Annotated in this window: 14 protein-coding genes; 3 read left to right on the top strand and 11 right to left on the bottom strand. The window is 41.1% G+C overall.

Going from position 1 to position 16,991, the window contains the following annotated elements; all coding sequences use genetic code 11:
* Positions 1-56: 56 nt before the first annotated feature.
* Complete coding sequence (locus FIB07_02295) at positions 57-3,125, bottom strand: FAD-binding oxidoreductase (protein NJD51677.1); 3,069 nt, start codon at positions 3,123-3,125, stop codon at positions 57-59.
* A gap of 143 nt (positions 3,126-3,268) precedes the next feature.
* On the opposite strand from FIB07_02295, the gene FIB07_02290 reads away from it, so the two are divergent.
* From FIB07_02290 to FIB07_02280, 3 genes are read left to right on the top strand one after another with little or no spacing between them, the layout of a single operon-like run.
* Positions 3,269-4,330 (top strand): AI-2E family transporter, encoded by a 1,062-nt coding sequence (locus FIB07_02290; protein NJD51676.1) that lies wholly within the window; start codon positions 3,269-3,271, stop codon positions 4,328-4,330.
* 19 nt (positions 4,331-4,349) lie between these two features.
* The gene (locus FIB07_02285; protein NJD51675.1) at positions 4,350-4,751 is read left to right on the top strand and encodes a hypothetical protein; all 402 of its coding nucleotides are present in this window, start codon (positions 4,350-4,352) and stop codon (positions 4,749-4,751) included.
* Positions 4,748-5,890 (top strand): pyridoxal phosphate-dependent aminotransferase, encoded by a 1,143-nt coding sequence (locus tag FIB07_02280; GenBank protein NJD51674.1) that lies wholly within the window; start codon positions 4,748-4,750, stop codon positions 5,888-5,890. The genes FIB07_02285 and FIB07_02280 overlap by 4 nt, the downstream gene beginning before the upstream one ends.
* A gap of 19 nt (positions 5,891-5,909) precedes the next feature.
* Here the strand turns inward: FIB07_02280 and FIB07_02275 are convergent, their stop codons facing one another.
* The 10 genes from FIB07_02275 to gyrB all read right to left on the bottom strand — a co-directional run bounded on the left by FIB07_02275 (position 5,910) and on the right by gyrB (position 16,836).
* A complete protein-coding gene (locus FIB07_02275) occupies positions 5,910-6,560 on the bottom strand; it encodes a hypothetical protein (GenBank protein ID NJD51673.1) in 651 nt (216 codons plus the stop codon).
* 148 nt (positions 6,561-6,708) lie between these two features.
* Positions 6,709-6,864 carry a type II toxin-antitoxin system VapC family toxin gene (locus FIB07_02270; GenBank protein NJD51672.1) on the bottom strand — a complete coding sequence of 52 codons (156 nt, stop codon included), beginning with the start codon at positions 6,862-6,864 and terminating at the stop codon, positions 6,709-6,711.
* Positions 6,865-6,927: 63 nt separating this feature from the next.
* On the bottom strand, positions 6,928-7,170 hold the full coding sequence (locus FIB07_02265) for a hypothetical protein (GenBank protein NJD51671.1): 243 nt from the start codon (positions 7,168-7,170) through the stop codon (positions 6,928-6,930).
* A gap of 60 nt (positions 7,171-7,230) precedes the next feature.
* Positions 7,231-7,593 (bottom strand): nucleotidyltransferase domain-containing protein, encoded by a 363-nt coding sequence (locus FIB07_02260; protein ID NJD51670.1) that lies wholly within the window; start codon positions 7,591-7,593, stop codon positions 7,231-7,233.
* A 199-nt stretch (positions 7,594-7,792) separates the two neighbouring features.
* A complete protein-coding gene (locus FIB07_02255) occupies positions 7,793-9,631 on the bottom strand; it encodes a DUF4365 domain-containing protein (protein ID NJD51669.1) in 1,839 nt (612 codons plus the stop codon).
* A 16-nt stretch (positions 9,632-9,647) separates the two neighbouring features.
* On the bottom strand, positions 9,648-12,179 hold the full coding sequence (gene gyrA / locus FIB07_02250; GenBank protein ID NJD51668.1) for a DNA gyrase subunit A: 2,532 nt from the start codon (positions 12,177-12,179) through the stop codon (positions 9,648-9,650).
* 5 nt (positions 12,180-12,184) lie between these two features.
* A complete protein-coding gene (locus FIB07_02245; protein ID NJD51667.1) occupies positions 12,185-12,580 on the bottom strand; it encodes a HEPN domain-containing protein in 396 nt (131 codons plus the stop codon).
* Positions 12,570-12,890: a nucleotidyltransferase domain-containing protein gene (locus tag FIB07_02240; GenBank protein NJD51666.1), complete on the bottom strand. Its 321-nt coding sequence runs from the start codon at positions 12,888-12,890 to the stop codon at positions 12,570-12,572. Before FIB07_02240 ends, FIB07_02245 begins: the two co-directional genes overlap by 11 nt.
* Before the next feature lie 7 nt (positions 12,891-12,897).
* Positions 12,898-13,614 (bottom strand): tetratricopeptide repeat protein, encoded by a 717-nt coding sequence (locus FIB07_02235; protein NJD51665.1) that lies wholly within the window; start codon positions 13,612-13,614, stop codon positions 12,898-12,900.
* 9 nt (positions 13,615-13,623) lie between these two features.
* Positions 13,624-16,836, bottom strand: coding sequence for a DNA topoisomerase (ATP-hydrolyzing) subunit B (gyrB, locus tag FIB07_02230; protein NJD51664.1), 3,213 nt, complete (start codon positions 16,834-16,836; stop codon positions 13,624-13,626).
* Positions 16,837-16,991 lie beyond the last annotated feature (155 nt).

Below are 16,991 nucleotides of genomic sequence, written 5' to 3'. Positions count from 1 at the left end.
AAAAAAATGATATTTTTGATAAGGGAAAAAGATGGAGAGGATATGTTCATTCCATATCACTTCCTCCCCGTCAGATAATCGATCATCGGCCGGGTAACAAGCGGCACCACATCATCGATCATATGCGGCATCAGGTTATCCATGACTTTTGGTAAAAGTTCAGGCATCTGCTCTGCCATATATGCAGGCATTGGAATTATCTTTCCAATTTTTTCAAGCATCACAGGCATTACCTCTGGCATCATCTTAGGAAGAAGGATCGGGAATAGCACAGGGAACAATGGCTTCATAAGCGAAAGAGCGCCAGGGACTTTACCCATCGCCCGCATCATCGGCCCCATTCCATAAGGCATTGCATCAATAAGCTCAGGCCACATTGTTCCCATAAGACCTGCAAATCCCCTCGGTGTCATAAGGGTTATCATCTTCTCAAAGACCGCCCACTGTGCCTGTACTTCTGGTTTTGGATCCGGGAAATCATACCCGATAGCTGATGAAGCAAAAGTCGCAAGGTCAACCACTTCGACCGGGATTTTTCTTGCGTCTGCGCTTACCCTTAGCTGGAACTGGCAGCATGGACAAAGAGCAAGAACCTTCTGTGCGCCTGCTTCAACGGCTTCATCAAGACGTATCTTTCCAATATCTGCTGCCGTTTCTGGCTCCTTCAGGAGCGTCAGCACCGAGCCGCAGCAGTGAGCCTTATCCCTGTTTGAGCTCATCTCAACGAACCTGACACCAGGAATTGCCTTTATAACATCACGCGGCGGCTCGTACACACCTGATGCGCGTCCGATATGGCAGGAGTCATGCCACGTCACCGTAATGGGTTTTTCCATACCTTTTTTGAACTTGAACTCACCGGATTTGATTTTGTCTGATACGATCTCACTATAATGCTTTGTCTTTATCTTATAATCAATACCGAGTTTTTCTGACCATTCAGGATATACCTGCCGCCACATCATATCACATGCCGGGCATGAGGTAATTACGGTATCAGCCCCGGCTGCTTTTACTGCGCTGATATTCTTTTTCATGGTTCTGGCAAAGGCATCCCATTTGCCTGCCACAAGCATCGGAGTAGCGCAGCAGTTCTCTTTCTCGCCAAGATACGTAAAATCAACATTTGCCGCATCAAGCAGGCGTACACTTGCCATGCCTATGTCTTTTTCAACAAAACTTGCTGTGCAGCCCGCAAAATAAACATTCTTTGCTTTATGCATAGGCCCGTGCTTTTCCTTAAGTTCCTCAGGGAACCATTTCGAGCGGTCTTTCCTGTAGCATGCCCAGATATTTCCCTGGGAATTAAGGGCTTCTGTCATCATTTCAAACGGCGGGAAGGTCATCTTCTTATCTTCATTTATCAGTTTACCGCGAAGTTTCATCCATGAAGGCTCAACAGGCAAAGCTGCCGAGCAGCGCAAGTTGCAAAGCTCGCAGGTCGTGCATGAAATGATCGTGTCAACCATCTTCTGGTCCCATTCAACGCGTCCTTCCATGTACTCCCGCAGCCAGTACCATTTACCCCTGGGGCTCTGGCTTTCCCAGCCGCGCCCGTAGAACTGGTCGCATTCATCAATGCAGTATCCGCACTGAGAGCAGCTGTAAGCATACCATGCCACATCTGCCGGGATATCCCTGACCTGTTTTTGCGGCCTCTCACCAACAGTCGTAGTAACGGAATTTCCAAGCGGACGGATAAACGGCTCAAAAGTGCAGGCCATACCCAGGGCAATTCCCATAAGGCTGCTGCCTGTGACCTTTCCAGGGTTCAATATATTTTTCGGATCGAACTCATATTTGAAAGCGCGCAATCGTTGTACTCTTTCTTTTCCCAATATGTAATCAGCCTTTTTGGAGAAATACAGGCCGGTTGAATAAGGTCTCCCGCCATGTTCTTCAGCGATCTTCATAATCGACAGCACAAGACCGAATACGAAATTATAACTGAATTTTCTCTGGTCGCCGGGAATAAAACCCAGGATGACAACTTCAGGTTCACCTTTGATCCCATTACGGATGATCACGCCTTCCTTAACTACTGGCTGGGAAACCCTGTTCCCGATCTCACCCATCACGTCTCCAAGGCTTGAGAGCGGAATTATTATCTCAGCAGGTACAAGTGAAGGACCAAGCCGCTTTACGACCATGAGCCTGAAGCGGTTTTCCCATTCATGCTCTGCGATTTTGTCACTTATGATCTCTGCCCCTGATGAACTTGCAAGACCGGGAAGTGCTGCCTTGATAGTTGTACTGTCTTTTTTACGGAAAGCAAGTGTAAGGATATATCTGGCAGGAAGCATTATGCGCTCTTGTGCTGCATGTCCGCCATGTTCCATAACAGGAGCGCAGTTTTTCATTTCAGCCATCTGCGGATTGATAAATACCATTGACCATATTGGCAGCTTTGATCCGATTATAGATTTCACAAGTTCCTGCAGGCGATTTGCATCCGGGCAGGCAAGCCCTGCAACTTCAATATCTTCGCAAGGCTGTATACGCAGCGTCACTTCTGTAATTAATCCTGTTATGCCTTCCGCATCAGCGATCAAATCAAGTTCATCACCGGCAAAATTCCTGACATCTCCGGTTGGTAATACAACTTTAGCCATGACCACATTTTCACGGAAATATCCATATTCAAAGCTTCCGATACCTGCGCCTCCCTGCGCCAGCCAGCCCCCGACAGTTGATGAGGGATAGCTTGTGGGATATAACCTGATAGTAAGATTTTGTTTATTTAGTTCTGCATCAAGCTTCTCCCAGGTGATGCCGGGCTGGACTGTGACTGTCAGGTTATTTGCATCGATGGCAAGAACTTTTTTCATCCTGTAGAAATCCACAACCACGCCCTGATTGACTGGTATCGCTCCCCCATATCCCGAAGTAGCTTTACCTCTTGGTGTAAGCGGCACATTGTTTGATACTGCCCATTTTACAAGCTCAATAAGTTCGTCCTCATTTTGAGGCTGCACTACTGCGTCAGGAGTTGTATTTCCAATTAAAGGCTTCACAAGTGCGGGAATGGCGGCAATATCATGGCCATACAGCATTCGTTCTACAGGGTCAAAGGTCATACGGTTTTTGAATTTTTCTTCAAGATATGCAAGGTTTTTGGGGTTCATAATTATCAATTACTTATGGTTTTGTCAATACCATACATAACTTAATCGAATATAAAGTTATGCACAATAAAAAGTCTCTGAAAGTCTCATTATTTCTACAGGCACTTATATATATTAAATAAACAAAATAGTGCTGTGGTATTATGGTTTTATCCTCCAGGCTCCATTCAAGGTCGCATCCGGCTATTTTCCTGGTTGCAATAGGAATAGCTGCAATAATGATATATCCGTTCATAACCCCGTTGATCCTTGCTGCAATAACAACATATATGTTTAGCCCGATAATCAAAAAGATGGAGTCACATAAGCTACTTTCTCATACAGCGCTTACACTCCTGATAATTATTATAGGAATTCCGCTCATATTGTCTATCTCATACTTAACGACAAATATTGGCCAGATATTCGGGGATATCACCGGACTAAGCGGCAAGATCACATACTTCATTTCTGTGTTTTCAGATACTATTTCGTCAACGGGATTGGGAACTTATATTGATTTACCTCTTGGGGCAAAGGAGATTACTGCTAAACTTTCATCGATTACGATTGGCATTATTTCTGGCTTTGTCACATCTATACCGCTTATGTTCCTCGACATTGTAGTATTCCTGTACGCAACTTATTATTTCATGCGAAATGGCAATGAAATCATACGCGCTGTTAAAGACTATGCGTTAACTCTTCCGCAAGAAGATGAGAAATTTATATCAAGTATTATAAAAGGCCTGAAAAAAAGCTTTGATGTACTTATTCTATCGTATCTGACAATGGCCGTAATAACAGCAGCAGTTTCTTTTATCGGATATTATATATTCGGAGTGCCACATGCATTTCTCCTTGCAATTCTTACGGGATTATTCGGTTTTCTCCCTGTTTTCGGAACATGGATGGTTTACGGACCTGCCGCAGCATATATGTATTATATCGGAAATACATTTGCAGCAGGAGGAATCCTTGTATTTGGTGTGGTTGTACTGAGTGTTTTTATCCCTATGGTCCTGCAGCCATATTTTGGATCCAAACAAGCTGATGTGAATCCGCTTGCAATATTCATTGGTTTTTTTTCGGGGCCTATTATTTTCGGAACAAAAGGGTTGCTTCTGGGCCCGATAATATTTGTTGTCGTCCAGACAATTATCCATGAATATATTAAATTCAGGACAGAGATTGAGAAAAATCCTATGGTTTATTATGAAGAGTAGCTTCTGCTGGTGATGGAAAATGGTCTTTGATGTGAAAACCCTTGTAACTATGAATCTCACTGTCCAGATATTGCTTATGATACTCCTTTCTTATGCTTCATTTGTTGTGAGAAAGAAGGATTTACGAAAGCATTGCAGTATTAACAGGATTGCAGTCATTGTTCAGATAGCAGCAATATTATTTTTTATGCTGCCTTCGATGCTGGGTTTTGTAACAAACGGCATATTATCCGATCTTGAGATACTATTTCATCACACGCTAGGAATAGTATTGATCGGATTGTGGATATACATAAATCTTGTATATTCAGGAATCATCGGATGGCCGGATAATTTTAAATTAATTATGAGGTCAGCGTATATCCTCTGGACATTAGCTTTCATAATTGGATTGCATATATATGTACGGTTTTATTTATGATTTCAGATAAAGTAAAAAAGCTCCCCCCGTTTCATGTAATGGAGGTCCTCGAAAGGGCGCAGGAACTTGAAAGTCTTGGAAAAAACATAATAAATCTTGAAATAGGTGAGCCTGATTTTCCAACCGCGCCGCATATATGCCAGGCTGCGTCCTTGGCTCTCTGGTCGGGCGAGACAAAATATACTCACAGCCTGGGACTTCTAACACTTCGGGAAGCGATAGCCAGTTATTACAATGAAAAGTTCAAACTGGAACTGGGACCCCAGCAAATAATCGTAACCTCAGGGACCAGTCCTGCTCTTCTTCTTGTATTCATGAGTCTCCTGGGACGGGGAGATGAGGTGATAATGTCCAACCCGTATTATGCATGTTATCCTAATTTTGTGGAATATCTTGATGGGAAACCTGTCTTTGTGCACACCCGGGAATCCTGCGGATTCAGGATGGAGCCTGAAGATGTAGCCGCTGCAATAACATCAAAAACAAAAGCAATATTGATAAATTCCCCATGCAATCCCACAGGCCATGTGATGTCACCGGGAAATTTGAGGAGCATATCAGAGGTCGCCGGGAAAATCCCTGTTATTTCAGATGAAATATACCAGGGTATCATCTACAAAGGAAAAGACCATTCCATACTTGAATATACTTCCAATGCGTTCGTATTGAACGGTTTTTCCAAACTGTATGCAATGACAGGATGGCGGCTCGGGTACATCATCGCGCCGCAGGAATATATCAGGCCTCTGCAGAAGCTCCAGCAAAACTTTTTCATCTGCGCCAACAGCTTTGTCCAGCATGCAGGCGTTGCAGCGCTAACTGGTCCACATGATCATGTCAGGGAAATGGTGGCTACATATAACATGCGCCGCAAATTCATGATCAGGAGGCTAAAAGAGATCGGGTTCGGGATAAACTATGAACCTGAGGGGGCTTACTATGTCCTTGCCAATGCAAAGGAATTCAGTAAAGATTCTCTGGATTTAAGCCGCAGGATCCTTGAAGAAGCAGGGGTGGCAGTAACACCTGGGATCGATTTCGGGGATGGCGCAAAAGGGTATATCCGGTTTTCTTATGCTAATAGTATTGAGAATATCAGGGAAGGAATGGACAGGATTGAGAGGTATCTTCGGGCTTGAGTATTTTCGGATTAATTATCTAGTGCTGCATTCTCTCAAGCCTCGGTGATACATTTTGATCATCGATTACAATATATGAAAGACTATCTACCATATCCCCGCAATCAAATAACCTGCCATCTTCCACAGGGTCATGAGTGTGGCCCATCACAACATAATTTAATTTTAGTTTTTGGATCAGATTTTTTGCATGCTCATGAACTTTTTTGCTTTGTGCAGTATATTTTATCTCATTCTTTTTTATTTCTGATGGCTTCCTGAAAATGCTTTGATACACATAAGGATTATCATTCAAAAGCCATCCATATAGAAAACGACCAAGCTGTTGCTCCATATCGAACCGCCAGCCATGACAAAATAAAATGTTGTTCCATACAAAATCATCAGTTACCCTTATTGGAAGATGTACCTTTTTCCAGAGCTTATAATCATGATTCCCCCAGATAATTGTAGTAGGGACTTGTTTTGACACAGATAGTAATGCCTTATAAGTGCTCTTTCTTTCTTTTTTAATAATCTCAAAAGGACAGCGCCATAAATCAAAAACATCGCCGCATAAGATAAGTTCATTAGATTTCTCCTCTTTTACAATATCAAAGAATTCTTCTATCTTTGGATAGTTTGCATTCTCATAGCCTATATGCAAGTCTGATGCACAATATATTTTCATAAACCCTCCTGATTGATATTCAAGACTGTGAGTCCTTTTTTAATTATACAATGGTATAGATATTCTTTATCCTCCTATTTTCTTTTGAGAGTAATATCTGATAACTATCCCAATTACCATTAAAAATAACTGCAATGGTGTATATTGATCAAATTTCATGTATAAATTCCATCTCGATTTCAGCAAATATCTTGAAATGTTTTTCATTTGCTGTTGCCAATATTAATCCTTTTACAGCTGCTGTTGCCGCAATCAAGGCATCAGGAATTTTTGTGTTATATTTAGAATATTTTCTTCTTAGCATCCTTACCTTTCAAGTAGTTAATAATGACATCTGTATCAACAAGATACCGATTTTTTTTCATTATTAATCCTCTTTTCTCTCATCCCATTCCGATCGTATCTTCTCTGTATATTCAATTCCATTTTTTATATCAGTTCTATCCGACCATGCCCCAAATGCCTTTATTGCTTTTTCTCTACGCGTATCGATCTTCAAAGTGACTTTTACCAGAGTATTGACTGATAGATCTAATTCTTGCCTGATCTCCTGGGGTATTGATAGATGCCCGTCGGATAAAATTTTTGCAGTATAATTAACAGACTTCATAAATTTTCCTGAGATATTTTAATGCCATTTGATGACTTAAAAGATTGTGTTCTCTTTGATTTAACCCCGTGTACTATCTCGCGCATATATCACCTGCCCATCCCTCAATATTTTCATGATAAACGGGTCTCCGATGTCCAGCCTTTGTTTAAGTTCCTCAGGTGTACGAACCAGAATATCCATAGGGACATACCTATCTTTCAACATGCACCTGAGTGATGCAGCTCTTTTTATTGGTCTTTCTTTCGATTCCATCACAACAAAAAGGTCAAGGTCGCTGTCCCTGTCTGGTTTTCCCCATGCATAGGAGCCAAAAAGTATTATCTTCTCAGGATTGAAACGCTCGCTATCTTTCTGGCAATGTCTGTGATTGTTTCTTTTGAGATCATGGATGAATTTTATGTTATTATCTGTTTTACACAGTTATAAATTCTTTCGGAGTCGAGATTGCTGCTGTTAGCAGCGAACTTGGACAAATTCGATACGACTCAAATTTATCTTAGGTTGTTCTGCGGCGCCGCCCTGTCATAGAGCCGGAGGGGCGCGCTGATATGAGTGAGTGTGGCGCAAGTAGTGGGATTTTTGAGGATTAATTATCAGGGAAGAGGAAAAATCTTTAAGATCAAGACACTGTTTTTTCTTTAAAATAAACATCAAATCTTTCATTTAGTAGTTTATAACTATAATCTATCATAGGCATATCATCATAAACAAAATCCAATATCCTGCAACTCATTGAATGTATTCGATAAATTTTACCATCAATCTGTATATCTTTATTAATTTCTGCGTGACGGTCGATAGGAATACTTTTATCTGATTTCATATAAACATCAATAGTTCTTTCTGTATGTTCTTTGTTTTTTAAATAATATTTTTCTATTGAGGGAGCATCATTCCAATCTTGATATTCCTCTTTGGCATCGATAACAATAATTAATCGATCAAAATCTTTGAAAAAATGAAACTGTGATTTAAGGTTTGAAAAATATTCTTCAATGATATTATCATATATGATGGGCAATTCATTATAGAATATCTCAATATTTTTCTTTACATCTGTTGGAGCCAGCAGTGACCAAGTAAAGAATGACTTTCCGTTAAGCCGATCATAATTCTTTGGTATATATAATCTTTTTATTTCGTGAGAATCTATCGTTTTTAAATAATCTAATACATCAATCAATAACCCAAATGAATATTTATTGTTACCTACTGGGATAATTTCTTTATTATAATCCTTCTTCGATAATCTCTCTTCGACCTTTCCACTAATTTCTTTTCTTTGACTATCCAGCAATTGTGAAAGAATTAGGTCGGGATCGATAAAACCTTGATTACCTAATAAAATCTTCTTGATTTTTAAGGCTTCAACAATCCATATCGGGAGATAGTATAGGAAAGCATTTTTTATTTCATCAACACTATATTCGTCTTTTACTTTTAATCCTAAAGGAATATTAAATCTATCGACAAATGAAAATATAAACTCACGAGCAAGAGTGATATTTTTTATTGGTAATAATTTTGCTTCGAGAAGTCTTTTTAATTTATTGTGGATTATTTTTAAGGCATAAATTTCTGGTTTAAGTTTTATTGGATTTTCTTTATAATATGCTGTAAATGTTAACCCTTTTTGCTTTAATTCCTTACTAAGAGGTTTTGACATTTTTTTAATGTGCACATCATTTTTGTTATAAGGGATTGGATAAAGAACATAACATATTTCATCAGCTTTATACTCAAGATATGCAAAACCTATTTTCCAAGCGGATTGAAAATAAAAGTCCTTAATTACTTTGAAATTGATATCCAATTCATAGTTCAGAAAATCTAAAAATTTGTGTATTTCGACAAATTCTTGTGTCTCTAAACCTAGGGTTGATTCTGACTTTTCCAATAAAATAGAAAAAGATTCTTTAATTTTCTCATTTTCTTTTTTTAATTTGTCGTATCCAAATAATTTTGTTTGATATTCCTGTATAATTTGCTTCCATTTTAATAAATAATCGAATTTATCCTTTGTAATAAAATTCTCTTTTGGGATTTGTACTGATACCGATTCTGCTCCACTTTTTGGTTTTAATGCCAATAATAAATCTCTGTTTACTAAAATCCAATATGCAATCTCATTTTTGGTATCCACAACAATCAAAAAAAAGGGGCGTAAAGAATTTTCACAGTAAGATAAAAATCCCAACTGGCACTGATATTTGGGTGCATCTAATTCATCATCTGGCAATTTTTTTAACTGAACTCCAATCTCTCCGATAGGAGTTTGATCATCTTCTGTGATCTCTAAATAACCATCATAATTTGGAATTTTATCCATCTTATTTAGATAAGGCTTAACATTCTTATGACAAATAATATGTTCAAAAGATGCTATAACCTCAGCTTCAGCGGTGCTAGTCTTCGGATATTTAGTAGGGGTCGCTTTAATTATTTTCTCCTCAAACATATATTTTAACTCTTAGCTAAGTTATCTGTTCATTCTTAGCCTCAATAACTCCCTCTTCCAGTTTCTTCTGCTCCCCCTCCCCCGTCTCCTCCTCCTTCGCAAGTGTCGCCACGCCCACGACCCTGTCCTTTTCCCCTACATTCATTATCCTCACACCCTGCGTATTCCTGCCCTGCACGCGTATCCCGCTTGCAGGCACACGGATAATGATGCCGTTTGAGGTCGTGATCATAATCTCATCATCTTCGCGGACGGTCCTGATATCCACGACATTCCCGTTCCTGATATTGACATCGATGGTGATAACGCCCTGGCCGCCGCGGTTGCTTGTGCGGTATTCATCAAACACGGTGCGCTTCCCGAAACCGTTCTCGGTCACAGTAAGCAGGGTTGCGCCTTCCTCCACGACTGCCATGCTGACGACTTCATCCTCGCCTACAAGCTTCACACCCCTGACGCCGTATGCGCTTCGTCCCATGTCCCTGACGTCATTCTCGTTGAACCTGATGGCTTTCCCGTGCTTTGTGCCGATCACCATTTCCTTTGTCCCATCAGTGAGCTTCACCGATACAAGTTTATCCCCTTCTTCAAGAGAGATGGCGATAATGCCAGTTTTCCTGACATTTGCAAAATCGGTAAGCTGCGTCTTCTTGGCCGTACCTTTCTTTGTGACCATCAAAAGATAATGTTTCTCGTCAAATTTGCTGATCGGTATGTATGCGGTGATCTTTTCACCCTGCTCAAGCTGCAGCAGGTTGACGATTGCAGTACCCCGCGCCTGCCTTCCTGCTTCGGGAATACCATATACTTTCAGCCAGTAGACTTTTCCTTTGTCAGTAAAGAAAAGGAGATAATCATGAGTATTGCCGATAAAGAGGTCGCTTACGAAATCCTCTTCCTTGGTTTCCATACCCATAACACCCTTACCTCCGCGGCGCTGCTGTTTGTATGAGTCCACTGCTATACGTTTGATGTAACCGCTATTGGTTATTGTGATAACATCGTCTTCTTTAGGAATTAAGTCCTCTGTCACACGGTCTCCTGTGCTTTCAATTATCTCTGTCCGCCTCTTATTAGCAAAGCGGGCTTTGATATCTGCAAGTTCTTCTTTTATAAGCGCAAGTATTTTTATTTCACTCCCCAGAAGTTCCTTGAGCCATGCAATAGTCTTCTGGAGCTCCCCGTACTCAGCATCGATCTTCTCGCGCTCAAGACCCGTGAGCCTCTGGAGCCTCATGTCAAGGATAGCCTTTGCCTGCTCAATGCTCAGGCCAAACTTTGTCATAAGACCATCGCGTGCCTCATCAGGTGTCTGTGATGCCCTTATGAGCTTGATAACCTCATCGATATGATCAAGCGCGATTATCAAACCTTCGAGTATATGGGCTCTTGCCTGCGCTTTTTTTAGCTCGAACTGGCTTCTTCGTGTTATGACCTGCTTCCTGTGTGAAATAAACTGTATGATTAATTCTTTTAATGGCAGGACCATCGGGCGCCCATCCACAAGAGCGAGGTTGATAACGCCAAAAGTTGTCTCAAGCTGTGTGTGCGAGTAAAGCTGGTTCAAAATGATGTTGGCCTGCGCCTGTCGTGATATTTCAATAACGACACGGATACCTTCCTTATCTGATTCGTCACGCAGGTCGGTTATACCCGCGATCTTCTTATCCCGGACAAGGCCTGCAATATCTTCGATCATTTTTGCCTTGTTAACCTGGTAGGGAAGCTCATTAATGATGATCGTTTCCTTGTTTCTCACTTCCTCGATTATTGCGCGGGCGCGCATCTTTATCGATCCGCGGCCTGTAGTGTATGCATCGATTATTCCCTGCCGGCCATAAATAAAACCTGCCGTTGGGAAATCAGGTCCTTTGATGACAGTATTTAGCTCCTGTGTATCAACATCGGGCTTGTCGATGACCATTGTTATGCCATCGATCACTTCCCCAAGATTGTGGGGAGGCATATTGGTCGCCATGCCCACGGCGATGCCTGTGGAACCATTGATGAGAAGGTTAGGGAGCTTGCATGGAAGGACTGAAGGCTCTTTTAATGAATCATCGTAGTTCGGAACGAAATCCACGGTTTCTTTATCGATGTCACCGAGTATCTCGTCCGCGATCTTTCCGAGGCGGACTTCGGTGTATCGCATCGCAGCAGCTGAATCTCCATCAATGCTACCGAAATTTCCCTGCCCATCTATCAAAGGATATCGTAAAGAGAACTCCTGCACCATCCTTACAAGAGAATCGTAAACAGCGATATCGCCGTGCGGGTGATATTTACCAAGAACATCTCCTACTATCCTTGCTGATTTCTTGTAGGGCTTGTCGTGAGTCATCCCCTGCTCGTTCATCGCATAAAGGATGCGCCTGTGTACAGGCTTCAGGCCGTCCCTGACATCAGGAAGGGCGCGCCCCACGATGACGCTCATTGCATAATCGATGTATGAGCGTTTCATTTCCTCTTCGATGTTTACCAGGGTGATCTTTTCTGGTACAAGGATTTGCTGTTCAGGTTCTTGTTCTGTGGATTCTTTTTCTGGCATGGGTATCAGCTCGATTTTAATTTGTTTAAAATGAATTTTTTAATCTTTTCGGCAATTTCTATAGCTCTATGTGCATCTTCATTCGATACATCATAATCTCCTTCCGTTGGATATCTGACCTCTACCGCATAACTTGATAATTCGGAGGAAATATCATATAATTCGAAAAATTCTGAATCAATTGCTTCACATAGAGAGATTACCTCTTCAAGATCATGTATTCTTGGAATTTCTCTTCTATGTAATGCAAGGAAACTCTTAAGGAATTTTTCAACTGCTTGTTGACCATGAAAACATATAGTATCTGCAGGTGGCTTTGGCATGGAAAGAAGATATTTTCCTGCAGTAAGGTCATTATTTCCTTTATCGAACCATTTTTTTGCCAGATCTTTATAATCCATATATGACCTTTCCTTTTTTCATGATTGATGTAATAAATGCATTTGTGACATTTTTCCATTTTTCCACTTCTTGTGGAGTATAAACAATGACATCTTTAGGAACTCTGAAATCACGAAGCAACTTCCTTATTGGAAGCACTCTCTTATGCATCGGTTCATCAGATGGCATTATCACCAGTAAATCCAGATCGCTGTCTTTTGTCGGCTTTCCATAAGCATATGAACCAAAAATGATTATCTTCTCAGGATGGACTGCGCCAACGATGCGCTCTTTTATTTCCTGGATAAGTTCTTCTGTTATCGGTTGCATATTAATTTTATATATTAATTTTTTTTAGGATTTCCATGCTGTGAGTTGCAAGCTTCCTGTTGAACCAGGCATCAATATGTTCAGGATCATTTTCAATAACCCTGTCATAACACTTTATCGCCTCTTCATATCTATTTAAGCTATGAAGGGCAAGCCCTTTTCCATACCATGCATAGAAATAATCAGGGTCTATCTCAAGCGCCTTTTCGCAGCATTTTATCGTTTCATCATATCTTTCCAGATAATAGAAAGCAAGTCCTTTACAGTACCATGTATCGGCATGATCGGGATATAATTGGATGACAGTTTCATAACATTTAATGGCATCCTCGAACCTGTCCTGGATATGGAACATCAGTCCCTTGTTGAACCAGATGAACCATGAATAAGCATCAGTTGGCTGGAGTTCAATTTCTTTTTCAAAACATTTTGCAGCTTCTTCGAATTTATCAAGGCTTCGCAGGGCAAATCCTTTCCAGCGCCATGCTTTTGAATGTCCGGGATCGATCTGCAAAACACTGTTATAATATGTTATTGCATTGCTAAATTGGTTCAGATTATGAAGCGCACGTCCTTTATTGAACAGTGCATCAACTCTTTTTGGTTCAAGCTTCAGTATCCGGTCAAATAATTCTATTGCTTCTTTATATTTTTTCAGATTGACAAAGGCAAGACCTTCTGTCATCCATTTGCCAAGATTTTTTCTTTGTGCGGAGAATTTCATAAACTCAATTTACACATCCAGGTTCTTTACATCCTTCGCATGCCTCTCAATGAACTCACGCCGCGGCTCAACCCTATCGCCCATAAGGATCGTAAATATCTCATCAGCCTTGATCGCATCCTCAAGCGTAACCTTTAGCATTGTCCTGCTCTCAGGATTCATGGTCGTATCCCATAGCTGCTGGGGATTCATCTCACCCAGACCTTTATATCGCTGCATTGCGATACTGTCCCTTCCGATCTCAGCAAGCTTCCTGGCAAGTTCTTCCTCATTATAAACGTAGAACTCTAATTTACCCTTCTTTACCTTAAAAAGCGGGGGCTGGGCTATATAGATGAATCCGCTCTCGATTAGCGGGCGCATATACCTGTAGAATAAAGTGAGAAGCAATGTCCTGATATGGCTTCCATCCACATCGGCATCTGTCATGACCACGATCTTATGGTATCTGGTCTTTACGATATCGAATTCCTCACCTTCACCTATACCTGCGCCGATGGCAGTGATGAGCGCACGGATCTCCTCGTTCTTCAATATCTTGGTCAGGCGCGCTTTTTCTACATTCAATATTTTGCCACGAAGCGGGAGGATTGCCTGGAATTTACGATCGCGTCCCTGCTTCGCGCTATTATGAACAAAAACGCCGCTTGCAAGTGCAAAGTTATGTGTATTAGGAACTTCTATGTCGTAAACATCCATTGTTTCTTCAAGATATTCAATAGATACAATACGATGATTGAATTTTTCCACAGCTTCACATGCTTGCGTTATGTCCCCTTTAAAATATCGATTGCAAAATGTATCAAAACGCAATAATGAGTTATCCCGCGTTTTCAGCCTATGAGCTTGATACGCATCAATATCAAGCTTGCCTTGCTCTATTTCAAATTGTTTCAACGCAGCTATCGTTTTGCGATAATAAGTCTTATTATAGGTTGCAGCGCGCTGCGTCCTAAATTCAGGTGTCCATTGCTCCTTTGTTTTTTTCCGACGCCATTCCAGAAGTTCTGAGTCTTTCCATTCTTCGATGGCAAGTGCAGAGTTTTTCTTTTTTGCTTCAGGATTATTTGCAAAATATTCTGTGACTCTTCTGGCCTGAGCTGTTCGATTATTTTCGTTTCCCCAATATTCTTGTTGAATGCGATTAAGTTGCTCATTATTTTCTTTTCGGTAATCTTCATTATTTGAATAAAACTCACGCCATTTTTTGGCCATATAAGCTTTGTAAGTCTCATTTTTCCACTGTACTTTCGCATTTTTTGAGAGGATGTTTCGTGTTTCTGGCTGTTGCATCCTGTTGCTCATCATATTACGGAATTCCTTGCTATCTCGGATTTCTCGGCATTTCTGAATTACATCTTCTCTATGCAACGTTTTTTCAACGTGTTTGCGATGCAATTGAAGATGATCCTCCCTGTATAATCGTTTTATATTAGTGGGGTTATTGTTCAACTTGTTAAAATCTGTATGATGGCAGTGATCTCCTTCATCTTCTCTATATATACCCTTCCAGCGATTATACCAATCAGCCAGCATATGAGTAAAAATCCATCGATCATTAAGCGGGTCAAGAACCATCTCGTATCCACCTATTGTAATCCCTGGTTCTTTGATATCTGAGAATTTGCGATAAAGTGGCATTAATGAATCATCCGGGGTAATATCTTCTATCGGTTTGAAACTGCCATCACGCATCATGAACAGGTGATCAGGGGTGCAAGCAATGGTTTCACCATTATCGAAAGTAACCTTCATTACTTTCGTATTGGCCTTTGTCTTGCGTGGATTAATTATACGCTCTAATCCGATCTTTCCATCATTTCTAATTGTATAGCAAAAATGCTCTTTTCCATCAGCCTGTTCTGCTATTATTTCTTTGAAGCTGAGTGAGCGCCCATCAGCAAGGGCAACAAGCGTCTCTCCTGAAAAACAACCGCCTGCCGAATCCCCTTCCACGATATATATCTCGCTTTTTGCCGGGTCTTTCTCCGAGCAGTCCGCAAGTTTTCCGGGAAGCGAGCCAACTTCAAGAGCGCTTTTCCTTCGTGTAAGTTCACGCGCTTTTCTTGCAGCTTCCCTTGCCTCGGCAGCCTCAAGCGCCTTTGAAAGTATATTTTTTGCTGACCCGGGATTTTCTTCAAGGAATTCTGAGAGACCTTCGGAAACAAGGGTCTCAACAATTCCTTTTATATCGCTATTTCCCAGTTTTGTCTTTGTTTGTCCCTCAAACTGTGGATTTGTGAGTTTGACGTTAATAATAGCTGTGAGCCCTTCCCTTACATCCTCGCCTGAAAGTTTGTCATCGCCTTTCAGGAAACCCTTTGATCTGGCATAATCATTTGATACCTTTGTGAGCGCAGCCTTGAATCCAGCAAGATGCGTCCCGCCTTCATGGGTATTGATGTTATTAGCAAAAGTATAGACGTTCTCCGTATAACTATCATTGTACTGCATGGCGATTTCCACAACAGTTGTATCCTTTTGTTTCTGGAAATAAATCGGCTTTTCATGCAGCATGTTCTTGTTCTTGTTCAGGAACTCAACAAATGATACGATACCCCCCTCATACTGGAACACTTCTTCTTTCAGGGTGAATTCTTCTTTCAGGGATATTTTTACTCCCTTATTCAGAAAAGCAAGTTCTCTCAGCCTGTTGGCAAGAGTTTCTATATTGAATTCAAGTGTTTCGAAAATCGTCCTGTCTGGTTTGAATGTAATAGTTGTTCCTGTATATGTTGATTCTCCTATCGCGGTTACGGGTGTGACTGGTTTTCCGCATTCATATCTTTGCTTGAAGAGTTTTCCATCACGCCTCACTTCTGCCTCAAGCCATTCGGAAAGAGCATTGACCGCAGAAACACCTACGCCGTGAAGGCCGCCTGATACCTTATATGCATTATTATCGAACTTTCCACCTGCATGGAGCATGGTAAGGACGACTTCAAGAGCAGATTTCTGGTATTTTGGTATTACCTCTACAGGGATGCCCCTGCCATTGTCCACAACTCTTACGCTGTGGTCTGGCCTGATCGTTACTTCGATATTCGTGCAGTACCCGGCAAGCGCCTCATCTATGCTGTTATCCACAACTTCATAAACAAGATGATGAAGGCCCCTGGCATCCGTACTTCCAATATACATGCTGGGGCGTTTGCGTACGGCTTCAAGCCCCTCAAGCACCTGAATCTGTCCTGCCCCATATCCATTATTTGCTTCATTCATATAGAATACCTTTTTGATACTTATAATAATATTTTTTTAAAATTTTCCCGCTTTAACTGATCTTGAATTATATTTCATGCCTTCGGTGTTTGAATTCCTTCGGTGTTTAATTGTTTTTATAGCTTATATACCTTATCGCAGCAACGCATCTCGAT

Origin of the sequence: Candidatus Methanoperedens sp. (assembly GCA_012026795.1) — an archaeon.
In the GTDB taxonomy this organism is placed as follows: Archaea; Halobacteriota; Methanosarcinia; order Methanosarcinales; family Methanoperedenaceae; genus Methanoperedens.
This window is presented reverse-complemented; position numbering and strand designations above follow the sequence as displayed.

Excerpts from the sequence above, each read along its gene's own strand:
- FIB07_02255 (NJD51669.1), bottom strand. The coding sequence starts at position 9,631 with ATGTTTGAGGAGAAAATAATTAAAGCGACCCCTACTAAATATCCGAAG.
- FIB07_02285 (NJD51675.1), top strand. The coding sequence starts at position 4,350 with ATGGTCTTTGATGTGAAAACCCTTGTAACTATGAATCTCACTGTCCAG.
- gyrB (NJD51664.1), bottom strand. The coding sequence starts at position 16,836 with ATGAATGAAGCAAATAATGGATATGGGGCAGGACAGATTCAGGTGCTT.
- FIB07_02290 (NJD51676.1), top strand. The coding sequence starts at position 3,269 with ATGGTTTTATCCTCCAGGCTCCATTCAAGGTCGCATCCGGCTATTTTC.
- gyrA (NJD51668.1), bottom strand. The coding sequence starts at position 12,179 with ATGCCAGAAAAAGAATCCACAGAACAAGAACCTGAACAGCAAATCCTT.
- FIB07_02275 (NJD51673.1), bottom strand. The coding sequence starts at position 6,560 with ATGAAAATATATTGTGCATCAGACTTGCATATAGGCTATGAGAATGCA.
- FIB07_02270 (NJD51672.1), bottom strand. The coding sequence starts at position 6,864 with ATGCTAAGAAGAAAATATTCTAAATATAACACAAAAATTCCTGATGCC.
- FIB07_02240 (NJD51666.1), bottom strand. The coding sequence starts at position 12,890 with ATGCAACCGATAACAGAAGAACTTATCCAGGAAATAAAAGAGCGCATC.
- FIB07_02265 (NJD51671.1), bottom strand. The coding sequence starts at position 7,170 with ATGAAGTCTGTTAATTATACTGCAAAAATTTTATCCGACGGGCATCTA.
- FIB07_02245 (NJD51667.1), bottom strand. The coding sequence starts at position 12,580 with ATGGATTATAAAGATCTGGCAAAAAAATGGTTCGATAAAGGAAATAAT.
- FIB07_02235 (NJD51665.1), bottom strand. The coding sequence starts at position 13,614 with ATGAAATTCTCCGCACAAAGAAAAAATCTTGGCAAATGGATGACAGAA.
- FIB07_02295 (NJD51677.1), bottom strand. The coding sequence starts at position 3,125 with ATGAACCCCAAAAACCTTGCATATCTTGAAGAAAAATTCAAAAACCGT.
- FIB07_02280 (NJD51674.1), top strand. The coding sequence starts at position 4,748 with ATGATTTCAGATAAAGTAAAAAAGCTCCCCCCGTTTCATGTAATGGAG.